We start from the raw sequence: 12,318 nt of genomic DNA on the forward strand, positions 1-12,318 counted from the left end.
CTAGCAGCGGGGTCCGTCGCCGCCGATCCGCTCGGAGTTGGCGCAAATGAAGCCCTCGCTGGCTTGATCCGCGTCCGGCCATCCCTGGCCGGCCCGAGCGCTTGAAAGAGTCACCAGCGCTCAGTCGCCCGCCAGCGCGCGCCCGTCCAGAAACTGCCAGGTGCGGGTGATCACGAGCCGGTCGGCCTCGGCGCGGATGTCCGGCGGAAACGGCGCGTACGGCGCCGCCCAGCGCACGATGTCCTGCGCGGCCCGGTCCAGCACCGCGTGGCCGGAGCTGCGCCGCACCGTGGCGTCGATGAGCGCACCGTCGGGCGCGATGCGCACCGTCAACAGCAGGCTGCCGGACAGGCCCTGGTCGCGCGCTGCGACCGGGTAGTTGAGCTTGCCGACCGCTTCCACCTTGCGCCGCCAGGCTTCCATGTAGGCGGCGTACTTGTACTCGCGCGTGCGGGCGGTGATCACCTTCTCGCGTGGAATTTTGGCGTAGGCGCGCTGCTGGGCGTCGAGCTTGGCCACCAGCTGCGCGTAGTCGCGCACGCCGCTGCGCAGCTGCGCGGCGCTCGGCGTTTGTTGCACGGGTTCGGGGTGCGGGGCGCTCGCGACGTGCGCCTTGCTTGGCTTGGCTGCGGTCAGCAACTGGCGCTCGCGCGGCGCCGGCGGCGCCACCGCCGGCTTGGGTTCGGCTGACGGCGCGAGCGCCGCCGGCGCCGGCTTGCCGGGCGCAACGCTGGTCGGCAGGCTTGGCTTGGGCTGGTTGCCGCCGCCGTCGTGGCTGACCTCGGCGAGGTAATCGGCCTGTTTGGGACGCTTGGCGGCCGGTGGCCGCTGCACGAGCGTGATTTCGAGCCGGGATGCGGCCGGCGGGGCGGGCGGCCTGGGCGGCGCGATGTGCAGGCCGAGCGCCAGCACCAGGTGCACCGCGAGCGCATACAGCACGGTCAGCGTGAGACGCTGGCCGACCGGCGCGGGCGGGGCGGGCAGCGCGATGCTCATGCCGCGGGTCGCCTCAGCGGGCGTCAAGCCGCCTTTCGATGGCGTCGAACACCTGCCCCGCGATGTTGAGGCCGTAGAGCGCGTCCAGCTCGCGCGCGCAGGTGGGGCTCGTGACGTTGATCTCGGTCAGATACTCGCCGATCACGTCGAGCCCGACGAACAGCAGGCCCTTCTCGCGCAGCATGGGGCCGACCTCCCCGGCGATCCAGCGGTCGCGGTCGGTAAGCTCGCGGCCCTCGCCGCGGCCGCCGGCGGCGAGGTTGCCGCGCGTTTCGCCGGCTTTCGGGATGCGCGCCAGGGCGTGCGACACGGGCTCGCCGTCCACCATCAGGATGCGCTTGTCGCCGTGCACGATGTCCGGGATGTAGCGCTGCGCCATGATCGGCCGCGCCTCGTGCCGGGTCATGGTCTCGATGATGACGCCGATGTTCGGGTCGGCGTCGCGCAGGCGGAACACCGACGCGCCGCCCATCATGTCGAGCGGCTTCACGATGATGTCGCCGTGCTCGTCCAGAAACGCCCGGATGTGGCGGTCGGAGCTGGTCACCAGCGTCGGCGGCGTGCACTGGCCGAACCAGGCCGTGTAGAGCTTCTCGTTCACCTCGCGCAGCGCCGCCGGGCGGTTCACCACCAGCAGGCCCGCGTGCTCGGCGCGCTCCAGCAGGTACGTGGTGTACAGGTACTCCTGATCGACCGGCGGGTCCTTGCGCATCAGCACCACGTCGAGTTCCGCGAGCGGGCCGAACACCTCGCCCTGGAACGCGAACCAGTGCTTCGGATCGTCGAAAACCTTGATCAGACGCCGGCTGGCGAACACCTGCCCGTCGCGCATCAGCAGGTCCGACTGCTCCATGTAGTGCAGCTCGCAGCCGCGGCGCTGCGCTTCCAGCATCAGCGCGAGCGTGGTGTCCTTCTTCGGCTTGATGTGGGCTATGGGGTCCATGATGACCCCGACGCGGTGCTCAGCCATGGGCGGCCATCTCCCGGGCGGCGGCCAGCAGCGCCAGTCGCGCCACCACGCCGTAGGCATAAAAGCGGTTCGGCGCGGCGTCCGGCGCCTTGGCGCAGTCCGGCGTGTTGCAGGGCTCCACGAACGCCAGCGGCTCGAAGTGCATGCCGGGGGCGTTCAGGTTCTCGTCCGCGCCGCGGCCGGTGTGCACGCGGTAGAAGCCGCCGACCACGTGCTGGTCGATCATGTACACCACGGGCTCGGCCACCGCCGGCGGCTCGCCGACGGTTTCGAAGGTGTACACGCCTTCCTGCATGATGACCTGCGTCACCGCCTGGCTGTCCTTGCTGGCGGCCATGCGCTTGCGCTCCTTGCGGTTCAGATCGCGCACGTCGTCCACGCTGCGGGCGGTCATCACGCCCATGCCGTAGCTGCCGGCGTCGGCCTTGACGATGACGAACGGCTCGCGGTCGATGCCGTACTCGCGGTACTTCAGGCGTATCGATTCGAGCAGCACCTCGACGTTGGCGGCGAGGCAGTCCTCGCCCTCGCGGGCCAGAAAATCCACCTGCCCGCACTGGCGAAAGAACGGGTCGATCAGCCACGGGTCAAGATCGATGCGGGCGCCGAACTCGCGCGCCACCGCGTGATAGTGGCGGAAATGCTCGGACTTGCGCCGCTGGTCCCAGCCGAGCGCCATCGGCGGCACGATGGCCTGCTCGATACCCTCCAGGATGGCGGGCCGGCCGGCCGACAGATCGTTGTTCAGCAGCACGAAGCAGGGGTCGAAATCGGCAACGCCCACCCGGTTGCCCTGCCGGCGCAGGGGTTCGAGACGCAGGCTGGCGCCGGATGGCAGGTCCACCACCTGCGGCTCGGTGAGGTCCGGCAGCAGAGAGCCGATGCGCACGGCGTAGCCGGCGGCTTCCAGAATGCGCCGCAGGGCGGCGACGTTTTCCAGATAAAAGAGATTGCGGGTGTGGCTTTCCGGCACCAGCAGCACGCGGCTGGTGCGCGGGCAGACGCGTTCCAGCGCCACCTGCATGGCCTGCACGCACAGCGGCAGGAAGCGCTCGCCGAGGTTGTTGAAGCCGGCCGGGAACAGGTTGGTGTCGACCGGCGCCAGCTTGAAGCCGGCGTTGCGCAGATCCACCGAGCAGTACACCGGCGCCGGCGTGGCGCGGAACTGCTCTCTGAACCAGCCCTCGATGGCGACCTGCGCGTGCAGCAGGCGTGCTTCCAGGTGCAGCAACGGGCCGGTGAGGGCCGTGGTCAGGTGCGGCACCGTCGAGACGGGCTCGGCTTGGGTCATGGCGGGCACGGCGTTGATTGAATGGCCCGGTATTGAAGCATAGCCGGTCAGGGTGTCTGCTCAGGCCCCGGCCGCGTCGCGGGCCCGCACCGGCACGGCCGCCTCCACCCACAGGCCGATCTCGACCGCCTGGCGCGGCGGAATGCGGTAGAAATCCGTGGCCCGCAGGGCGTTTCGGAACATGAACACGTACAGCCGCTCGCGCTGGCGGTCGAACCAGCGCATGTCGGGTGGCACGATCAGCGTCTCGCGGCCGATGAAGTAGGTCATGTCGGTGGGGTCCACCGGCAGGCCCTGAGCGGCGGCGGCCTCCATGGCGTGCGGCAGATCCGGGCTCTCGGCAAAGCCGTAGCGCACGAACAGCCGATAGAAACCCTGCTCCAGCGGCTCGATGGCCAGGCGCTCGTCCGGCGCCACGCGCGGCAGGTCGCGGTTCTCGACCGTCAGCAGGATGACCCGCTCGTGCAGCGCGTGGGCGTGGCGCAGGTGGTGTTGCAGGGCCGGGGGCGCGCCGAGCTTGGGCGCTGTCATGAACACCGCCGTGCCCGGCACGCGGGCGATGCGCTCACGCGCCAGGCGCGAGAACAGCGTCGGCAGCGGCAGGGTTTCGGTGCGCAGCATGCCGATCAGGTTGCTGCGACCCCAGTTCCAGGTCCGCATCATTCCGTACAACACGGCCGCGGCGGCCAGCACCATCCACCCACCGGCCGGCACGCGCAGCATGTTGGCGCTGAAGAACGACACGTCCACCGCCAGAAACAGGCCGCAAACCAGCACCGCGCCGACGAGCGGCACATGCCAGCGCCAGCGCATGGCCAGGAACAGCATGCCGGTGGTGATGATCATGGTGGTGCTGATGGCGACGCCGTAGGCGTTGGCGAGCGCGCCCGACGAGCCGGCCGCCAGCACCACGATCAGCGTCACCAGCATCAGCAGGGTGTTCAGCGCCGGGATGTAGATCTGCCCGCCGGTCTCGGCCGAGGTCTGCACCACCTTGACGCGCGGAATCACCCCCATCTGGATGGCCTGACGCGTCAGCGAGAAGGCGCCCGAGATCACCGCCTGGGACGCGATCACCGTCGCCGCGGTGGCGAGCGCAATCAGCGGGTACAGCGCCCAGTCCGGCGCGAGTTCGAAGAACGGTTGCGTCACCGGCGTGGGTGAATTCAGGATCAGCGCGCCCTGCCCGAAGTAGCACAGCAGCAGCGCCGGGAACACCAGCCCGAACCAGGCGTACACGATCGGCCGGCGGCCGAAATGGCCCAGATCCGCGTACAGCGCCTCGGCGCCGGTCACGACGAGAAACACCGATCCCAGGATGCGGATGGCGGCCCAGCCCTCGTGGATCAGGAAGGTCGCGCCGTACACCGGGTTGATGGCGGCCAGCACGCCCGGGTGCTTGACGATCTGCGCCGTGCCGAGCACCGCCATCACCACGAACCACAGCGCCGTGATCGGCCCGAACCACACGCCGATGCGCGCCGTGCCGCCGCGCTGGATGCGAAACAGCGCCAGCAGGATGCCGACCGTGATCGGCAGCACGGCCGGCGCCAGCGCCGGCGCGGCCACTTCGAGGCCCTCCACGGCGCTCAGCACCGAGATGGCCGGCGTCAGCACGCCGTCACACAGCACCAGCGCCGCGCCCAGGATGGCTGCTTTTTGCAGCCAGCCGCCGCCGCGGTGGCGCTGCGGGCGCAGCAGGGCGAGCAGCGCCAGGATGCCGCCCTCGCCGCGGTTGTCGGCGCGCAGCACGAACATCTGGTACTCGACGGTGATCAGCACCATCAGCGTCCAGAAGATCAGCGAAAGCACGCCAAGCACGTTGTCAGGCGTCGGGTCGACGCCGTGCGCCAGGCACTCGCGCAGGGCATAGATCGGGCTGGTGCCGATGTCGCCGTAGACGACACCGAGGGCGCCCAGGCTCAGCAGGCTGAGGCGCCGCAGGCCCGTCGCGGGTTGGGGATGAGTCATGCGCTGGCGATCAACGCGGATCGGTCATGCACAGCGCACGCCGGTGCCGCCGAGCCCGCAGTAGCCGCGGGGATTCTTGGCGAGGTACTGCTGGTGGTAATCCTCGGCGTAGTAGAACGGCCCGGCCGGGGAGATCTCGGTCGTGATCGGCCCGTAGCCGGCGTCGACCAGCGCGGAGTTGTAGGCATCGCGTGAGGCTTCCGCCGCCGCCTGCTGGTCGGCGCCAAAGGTGTAGATGGCCGAGCGGTACTGGGTGCCGATGTCGTTGCCCTGGCGCATGCCCTGCGTCGGGTCATGGCTTTCCCAGAACTGCCGCAGCAGCGCGTCGTAACTCACCCGCGCCGGATCGAACACCACCAGCACCACTTCCGTGTGGCCGGTGCCGCCGCTGCAGACCTCTTCGTAGGTCGGGTTCGGCGTGTGGCCACCGGCGTAGCCGACCGCGGTGGTGACCACGCCGTCCATCTGCCAGAAGCGCCGCTCGGCGCCCCAGAAGCAGCCAAGCCCGAACACGGCCTGCTGCAGATTGCCCGCGAACGGACCCTTCAGCGGTTGCCCGTTCACGAAGTGCCGATCGGAGAGCGGCATGGGCGTGCTGCGGCCGGGCAATGCCTGCGCCGGCGTGGGCAGGTCTAGCGATTTACCGAAAAGACGCATGACAAACCCCGCGGACAGCAGGATGGGGAGGCGGATTATAGGCGCCGGGTTCGGCGCGGCTTCACACGGTCAAGCGCCGCCGAGCGACGGCGCGGCGTACAGGTCGTGCTCGTCGGCATCCTCGACGTCGACCAGCAGGATGTCGCCAACCGCCACGCCGTCGGCATCGGACAAGTACACCACGCCGTCGATCTCCGGCGCGTCGGCGGTGCTGCGGGCGATGGCGCCCTCGTCGCCGATCTCGTCCACCAGCACTTCGATGGTCTGGCCGATCTTGTCCCGGAGGCGCTGCGCGCTGATGGCGGCCTGCCTTTCCATGAAGCGCGCGAGGCGCTCCTGCTTGAGCTCCTCCGGCACCGCACCCGGCAGCGCGTTGGCCGCCGCGCCAGCCACCGGCGAGTAGGCAAAACAGCCGACGCGGTCGAGCTGCGCCTCGTCGAGGAAGTCCAGCAGGCGCGCAAAATCGGCCTCGGTCTCGCCCGGAAAGCCGACGATGAAGGTGCTGCGGATGGCGAGCTCCGGCACCACCGCGCGCCAGGCGTGGATGCGTTCGAGCGTGTTCTCGACCGCCGCCGGGCGGCGCATGGCCTTCAGGATGCTGGGGCTCGCGTGCTGCAACGGCACGTCGAGGTAGGGCAGCACGAGACCTTCTGCCATCAGCGGGATGAGCTGATCGACGTGCGGATAGGGATAGACGTAGTGCAGGCGTACCCAGGCGTCGAACTGCCCAAGCTCGCGCGCCAGCGTGACGATGTCGGTCCGAAGCGGCCGGCCGCCGTGAAAGCCCGTGCGGCACTTCACGTCCACGCCGTAGGCGCTCGTGTCCTGCGAAATCACCAGCAGCTCGCGCACGCCGGCGTCGACCAGCGCCTCGGCCTCGGTGAGCACGTCGCCGATCGGCCGGCTGACCAGATCCCCGCGCAGCGACGGGATGATGCAGAAGCTGCAGCGGTGGTTACAGCCCTCGGAAATCTTGAGGTAGGCGTAGTGCGGCGGCGTGAGCCGCAGGCCCTGCGGCGGCAGCAGGTCGACGTACGGGTCGTGCCCGCGCGGGGCTGGTGCCGGCAGGTGCTGCTGCACGGCGGCGACGACGTCCGCATACGCGTGCGGACCCGTCACGGCCAGCACCTGCGGGTGGCGGTCCAGAATCTCATTCGCCTGGGCGCCGAGGCACCCCGTTACGATGACCCGGCCGTTCTCGGCCAGCGCCTCGCCGATGGCGTCGAGCGATTCCTGCTTGGCGGCGTCGATGAAGCCGCAGGTGTTCACGACCACCAGATCGGCGCCGTCGTAGCTGCCGGACAGCTCATACCCACCGCCGCGCAGCTCGGTCATGATGCGCTCGGAATCCACCAGCGCCTTGGGGCAGCCCAGGCTGACGAAGCCGATCTTGGCGGACATATTCAACTGAGGGAGTGGGTCGCGAGGGGCGGCGATTCTACCCCAGCGCATCAGGCACCCAGGCTGTCAAGGTCGATGGAACGAAAAAGCCCCGCGGCGCGGGCCACGAGGCTTTGTCGTCACGGCCCGCGAGGGCGGGCAATGGCTGTCACACCCGGTAGAAATCCAGCACGTCCCGGATCAGATCGTTGGCCACGATGATCTTCTTGGCCACGATCTTCAGCCCGCCGCCCACCGGGCGCAGGCGGTGCTCGTAGTGGCAGTAGAAGTTGTCGATGGTCTTGTGCCGGTAGCTCATGGTCTGGCAGTTGGAATAGACCATGAGGTCGCCGTTGCGCTCCGGCTCGACCAGGATGTTGCTGATCTGGTGCACGGTGCGCGGCAGCGGCACCGACGCCGACGACATGCCGGTGCGGATGCGGAACACGCGGTCTTCCAGGCCGCTGCGGTCGCCGTACCACATCAGCGACAGCTGGCTTTGCGGGTCGCAGGTCAGCTCGTACTCGGTGTCCCACATCGGGATCCAGAACGTCGCCTCCGGCAGGTACAGGTCCAGCCAGCCGTCCCAGTCGCGCTGGTCGAGGCGGCGTGCCTCGGTGTAGAGCAGGTCGGTGCAGGCCTGGTGCAGTTCGTGTTGCATGGTCGTGGGTCCGGATTGCGGGGGCGTCAGGCCTTGGGGCCGTGGGTGAGCACGTTCAGCCACCAGCGATGCTGGGCGGCCATGATTCCCTCGTCCTCCAGCTTGGTGCCGAAGGACTGCACCTCGATGCCGAGCTCGGCGGCGTCCGCGTTCGGCTCGCTGAAGTGCACGTGCTTGAGGCCCCGCGACACGTCGTTCCAGCGCGCCGCCTTGGCCTTGAAGGCGATCTGGCTTTGCGTGAACTCCATGATGTCGTCCGGCGTCGCCATGCCGGACGCGTTGAAGAAGTCCTCCCACTGGCGGATGCGGTGGGCGCGGTTTTTCGGGTCCTCGCCCTTGGGCGCGATGCCGTAGATGGTGACCTCGGTCTCGTCGACGGAAATCGGCCGGAACACGCGAATCTGCGACGAGGTCTGGTCCATCAGGAACACGTTCGGGTACAGCAGGAGATTACGCAGCCGCGCCACCATCCAGTGCGCACGCTCGGCGCCGAACTTCTCGGTGTAGGCGGCGAGCTGGCTGTAGTTCGGGCGGTCGGCCGGGTTCGGGAAGTCGCCCCACAGCATCACGTGGCCGTGACCGAGATCGAAGAAGCCGCCCTTTTTCTTGTCGATGCCGCCCACCTGCATGGCCTTGACCGGGTCGGCGTCGCCGCGCAGCTTGCGCCGGTGCTCGGTGGTCATCACGTAATTGCCGTGCGTGGCGTACAGGTGATAGCCGTCCACGCCGTTCTCGGCCTGGATCTTCCAGTTGCCCTTGAAGGTGTAGGTGGACGAGCCCTTCAGCACTTCCAGGCCATCCGGGCTCTGGTCGGCCAGCAGGTCGATGCAGGTGGCCGCCGGGCCGAGGTGCTGTTCCAGCGGCAGCACGTCCGCGTTCAGGCTGCCGAAGATGAAGCCGCGGTGACTCTGGACCCGCGCAACTTTGGTCAGGCCGTAGTTCTTCTTGTCGAAGCAGTCCGGGTAGCCGGCACCATCTTCCTTGAACACCACCTTGGCGTCGCCGCGGGTGTCGAACACCCAGCCGTGGAAGGGGCAGCTGTAGTCGGGGCGGTTGCCGCGCATCTCGCGCACCAGCGTGGTGCCGCGGTGGCCGCAGGCGTTGATGAAGGCATTGACCTCGCCCTCGGGGCTGCGCACCAGGATCACCGGCTGGCGCCCCATGAACAGCGTCATGAAATCGTTCGGCTTCGGAATCTGGCTCTCGTGGGCGAGGTAAATCCAGTTGCCCTCCCAGATGCGCTCCATCTCGAGCTCGAAGATTTCAGGGTCCGTGAACACCGAGCGGTCCACCCGCACCACGCCGGCGTCGACGCGGTCGTCGAGGTACCCGGCAAGATTGATGTTGCCCGTGCTGCTGCGTGCGTCCATGGAATTCCCCTCGGGGTGACGTGTCGGGAGCCGGCGGCCAAGGCCGGCTGTGGATGCGCATTCTCGGCAGCGCCGCCCGGCGGGTCTTGACGGTCGTCAACGACGTCGACGGATGCGCTACTGAACGACCGTTGACGTGAAACGCCGCGGCGGGCAAGCTGCGCCTCCCGGTGCACCGTCCGTCATCCGCACCACCCAACCCGTGGGGAACAGGCCATGAGCTACAGCGCCAAGCAGATCGAGCAGGAAATCATCCGCATCCTGGAACAGGGCACGGCGGCGGTGAAAAAGGTGGTCGACGCCTACGCCGCCAACCGCACGCCCGAGCGCGACATGAACTGGCTGTGCATCCAGATGGGCAAGGAATTCGGCGCCATCCTGTTGCACGCGGATCTCGCCAAGGCGGCCATCCGCGGCGGCATGGAAGGCCGCGACATGGACGAGAAGTTCCAGACCATCAAGGAAGAGGTCGCCCACTATCAGGGCTACTACAACCTGCTGAACCGCACCATCGGCAAGGACACGCCGATCCCGGTCGACCACATCTACAGCTACGTGCTAGCCAATGTCGGCCCGAATGGCCTGCAGCCCGACGCGCCGATGCTGGCGCAGCGCGAGCGCTGGCCGGCCAACTTCAACTACATCGCCAACATGGGCGCCTACGCCAAGGGCAAGCACCCGTGGGTGGCGCGCGTGTTCAGCGCCACCGGCGAGGGCGCCGCGGGCGGCTGGCACTGGGCCATGAGCCAGCTGCCGCCGGTGGACGACTTCTTCCGCGAAGCGGCCAAGGTGCAAAAGGGCATCGCCATCGACGAACTGCGCCACGGCCCGCAGGAGCTGAAGGAAATCTGCGAGGACTACTCGCCGGACTTCGGCGTGGACCTGAAGGACATGTTCCGCGAGCTGCGGCACATGCGCTGCCTCGAAGTGCTGCAGCGCAACGAGCAGTTCCTGTACCCGCTCAGCGACGCCGAGGTCGCGGCCATTCACCGCGAGCTGATGGAAGACAACATCGAGCCGATTCGCGTGTACTCCGAAGCGGCCTGAGCCCGCACGCTCGCATCACAAAAAAGCCCCGGCGGGTCACCCGCCGGGGCTTTTTTGTTGGGCGCACGGCAGCGCTCACACCTCGGCGAGGTCGCCCTTTTCCTCCAGCCAGCGGCGGCGGTCCTGCGATCGCTTCTTGGCAAGCAGCATGTCCAGCATGGCGCCGGTGTCGTCGCCCGAGTCCACGGTGAGGCGCACCAGGCGGCGGGTGTCGGGCGCCATCACGGTCTCGCGCAGCTGCGGCGGGTTCATCTCGCCCAGACCCTTGAAGCGCAGCACGTTGATCTTGCCCTTCAGCTTCTCGGCGGCGATGCGGTCCAGCACGCCCTGCCGCTCGGTGTCGTCGAGCGCGTAGAACTGGTGCTGGCCGACGTCGATGCGGTACAGCGGCGGCATCGCCACGTGCACGTGGCCGGCCGCCACCAGCGCCGGGAAGTGGCGCACGAACAGCGCGCACAGCAGCGTCGCGATATGCGCGCCGTCGGAGTCGGCATCGGCGAGGATGCACACCCGGCCGTAGCGCAGGCCGGACAGGTCCTCGGAACCCGGATCGACGCCCACCGCAACCGCGATGTCGTGCACTTCCTGCGAGCCCAGCACCTCGCCGCCGTCGACTTCCCAGGTGTTCAGAATCTTGCCGCGCAGCGGCATCACGGCCTGGAATTCGCGATCGCGCGCCTGCTTGGCGCTGCCGCCGGCGCTGTCGCCCTCCACCAGAAACAGCTCCGTGCGCGCGGCGTCCTGCAGCGTGCAGTCGGCGAGCTTGCCGGGCAGCGCCGGGCCCTGCGTGACGCGCTTTCGCACCACCTGCCGCGCGGCCTTCAGGCGCCGCGCGGCGCGGCTGATGACGAGCTCCGCGAGCTGCTGGCCGACCTCGGTGTGGGTGTTCAGGTACAGGCTGAACGCGTCCTTGGCGAGCCCGGACACGAAGGCCGCGCACTCGCGCGACGACAGCCGCTCCTTGGTCTGCCCGGTGAACTGCGGCTCGCGCAGCTTCACCGACAGCACGTAGGCGACGCTCTCCCACACGTCCTCGGGCGCGATCTTGAGCCCGCGCGGCAGCAGGTTCCGGAACTCGCAGAACTCGCGGATGGCTTCCGTGAGGCCGGTGCGCAGGCCGTTCACGTGCGTGCCGCCCTGCGCGGTCGGGATGAGGTTCACGTAGCTTTCGGCGAGCGCCTCGCCGCCGTCGGGCAGCCAGGTGACGGCCCAGTCGGCGGCCTCGTGCTCGGCGGCGAAGCTCGCCGTGAACGGCGAGTCCGGCACGCGCGGCAGCTCACCCAGCGCGCCCGTCAGGTACTCGCCAAGCCCGTCCCGGTACAGCCAGGTCTCGGTGCCGGCGCCGTCCGTGAAGCTCACTTCGAGACCCGGGCACAACACCGCCTTGGCGCGCAGCAGGTGTTTCAGGCGCCCGACGTGGAAGGTCGCGACGTCGAAAAAGCGCGGGTCGGGCCAGAAGCGCACCTCGGTGCCGGTGTGCCGGCGTGGCGCGTCGCCCACCACGGCCAGCTCGCTGCGCTTGTCGCCGTCGGCGAATTCCATCGCGTATTCGCTGCCGCCGCGCCACACGCGCACCGTCAGGCGCGTGGACAGCGCGTTCACCACCGACACGCCGACGCCGTGCAGGCCGCCCGAGAACTGGTAGGCCTTGTTCGAGAACTTTCCGCCGGCGTGCAGGCGGGTCAGGATCACTTCCACGCCCGGCAGGCCTTCTTCAGGGTGGATGTCCACCGGCATGCCGCGGCCGTCGTCGCGCACCGCGAGCGAGCCGTCCTCGTGCAGCGTGACCGCGATGTGCCGCGCGTGCCCGGCCAGCGCCTCGTCGACCGCGTTGTCGATGACCTCCTGCGCCAGGTGGTTCGGGCGTTCGGTCTGGGTGTACATGCCGGGGCGCTTGCGCACCGGTTCGAGGCCGGTCAGCACCTCGATGGAAGCGGCGTCGTAGGTCTGGTTCATGAAGGCGCAAGGCGGGCCG

Annotated in this window: 10 protein-coding genes; 1 reads left to right on the forward strand and 9 read right to left on the reverse strand. The window is 68.9% G+C overall.

Annotated features, from left to right (window positions below):
- Positions 1-120: 120 nt before the first annotated feature.
- The 8 genes from AB7F93_RS07015 to AB7F93_RS07050 form a co-directional block, all read right to left on the reverse strand.
- Positions 121-996: an energy transducer TonB gene (locus AB7F93_RS07015; protein WP_428302177.1), complete on the reverse strand. Its 876-nt coding sequence runs from the start codon at positions 994-996 to the stop codon at positions 121-123.
- A 13-nt stretch (positions 997-1,009) separates the two neighbouring features.
- A complete protein-coding gene (gene gshB, locus AB7F93_RS07020) occupies positions 1,010-1,966 on the reverse strand; it encodes a glutathione synthase (RefSeq protein ID WP_428302178.1) in 957 nt (318 codons plus the stop codon).
- The gene (gene gshA, locus AB7F93_RS07025; RefSeq protein ID WP_428302179.1) at positions 1,959-3,257 is read right to left on the reverse strand and encodes a glutamate--cysteine ligase; all 1,299 of its coding nucleotides are present in this window, start codon (positions 3,255-3,257) and stop codon (positions 1,959-1,961) included. Before gshA ends, gshB begins: the two co-directional genes overlap by 8 nt.
- Positions 3,258-3,317: 60 nt before the next feature.
- On the reverse strand, positions 3,318-5,228 hold the full coding sequence (locus tag AB7F93_RS07030) for a potassium transporter Kup (RefSeq protein WP_428302180.1): 1,911 nt from the start codon (positions 5,226-5,228) through the stop codon (positions 3,318-3,320).
- Positions 5,229-5,252: 24 nt separating this feature from the next.
- Positions 5,253-5,885 (reverse strand): peptide-methionine (S)-S-oxide reductase MsrA, encoded by a 633-nt coding sequence (gene msrA, locus AB7F93_RS07035; RefSeq protein WP_428302181.1) that lies wholly within the window; start codon positions 5,883-5,885, stop codon positions 5,253-5,255.
- 69 nt (positions 5,886-5,954) lie between these two features.
- A complete protein-coding gene (gene rimO / locus AB7F93_RS07040; RefSeq protein ID WP_428302182.1) occupies positions 5,955-7,286 on the reverse strand; it encodes a 30S ribosomal protein S12 methylthiotransferase RimO in 1,332 nt (443 codons plus the stop codon).
- Between the two features lie 148 nt (positions 7,287-7,434).
- The gene (locus AB7F93_RS07045) at positions 7,435-7,926 is read right to left on the reverse strand and encodes an aromatic-ring-hydroxylating dioxygenase subunit beta (protein WP_428302183.1); all 492 of its coding nucleotides are present in this window, start codon (positions 7,924-7,926) and stop codon (positions 7,435-7,437) included.
- Between the two features lie 26 nt (positions 7,927-7,952).
- Positions 7,953-9,296: a Rieske 2Fe-2S domain-containing protein gene (locus AB7F93_RS07050; protein ID WP_428302184.1), complete on the reverse strand. Its 1,344-nt coding sequence runs from the start codon at positions 9,294-9,296 to the stop codon at positions 7,953-7,955.
- A 216-nt stretch (positions 9,297-9,512) separates the two neighbouring features.
- On the opposite strand from AB7F93_RS07050, the gene AB7F93_RS07055 reads away from it, so the two are divergent.
- A complete protein-coding gene (locus tag AB7F93_RS07055) occupies positions 9,513-10,343 on the forward strand; it encodes a hypothetical protein (protein ID WP_428302185.1) in 831 nt (276 codons plus the stop codon).
- 75 nt (positions 10,344-10,418) lie between these two features.
- Here AB7F93_RS07055 and parE read toward each other — a convergent pair whose 3' ends face one another.
- On the reverse strand, positions 10,419-12,299 hold the full coding sequence (parE, locus tag AB7F93_RS07060; RefSeq protein WP_428302186.1) for a DNA topoisomerase IV subunit B: 1,881 nt from the start codon (positions 12,297-12,299) through the stop codon (positions 10,419-10,421).
- Positions 12,300-12,318 lie beyond the last annotated feature (19 nt).

Origin of the sequence: Immundisolibacter sp., from assembly GCF_050250495.1 — a bacterium.
Classification (GTDB): Bacteria; Pseudomonadota; Gammaproteobacteria; order Immundisolibacterales; family Immundisolibacteraceae; genus Immundisolibacter.

Excerpts from the sequence above, each read along its gene's own strand:
- AB7F93_RS07015 (WP_428302177.1), bottom strand. The coding sequence starts at position 996 with ATGAGCATCGCGCTGCCCGCCCCGCCCGCGCCGGTCGGCCAGCGTCTC.
- gshB (WP_428302178.1), bottom strand. The coding sequence starts at position 1,966 with ATGGCTGAGCACCGCGTCGGGGTCATCATGGACCCCATAGCCCACATC.
- gshA (WP_428302179.1), bottom strand. The coding sequence starts at position 3,257 with ATGACCCAAGCCGAGCCCGTCTCGACGGTGCCGCACCTGACCACGGCC.
- AB7F93_RS07045 (WP_428302183.1), bottom strand. The coding sequence starts at position 7,926 with ATGCAACACGAACTGCACCAGGCCTGCACCGACCTGCTCTACACCGAG.
- AB7F93_RS07055 (WP_428302185.1), top strand. The coding sequence starts at position 9,513 with ATGAGCTACAGCGCCAAGCAGATCGAGCAGGAAATCATCCGCATCCTG.
- parE (WP_428302186.1), bottom strand. The coding sequence starts at position 12,299 with ATGAACCAGACCTACGACGCCGCTTCCATCGAGGTGCTGACCGGCCTC.
- AB7F93_RS07050 (WP_428302184.1), bottom strand. The coding sequence starts at position 9,296 with ATGGACGCACGCAGCAGCACGGGCAACATCAATCTTGCCGGGTACCTC.
- rimO (WP_428302182.1), bottom strand. The coding sequence starts at position 7,286 with ATGTCCGCCAAGATCGGCTTCGTCAGCCTGGGCTGCCCCAAGGCGCTG.
- msrA (WP_428302181.1), bottom strand. The coding sequence starts at position 5,885 with ATGCGTCTTTTCGGTAAATCGCTAGACCTGCCCACGCCGGCGCAGGCA.
- AB7F93_RS07030 (WP_428302180.1), bottom strand. The coding sequence starts at position 5,228 with ATGACTCATCCCCAACCCGCGACGGGCCTGCGGCGCCTCAGCCTGCTG.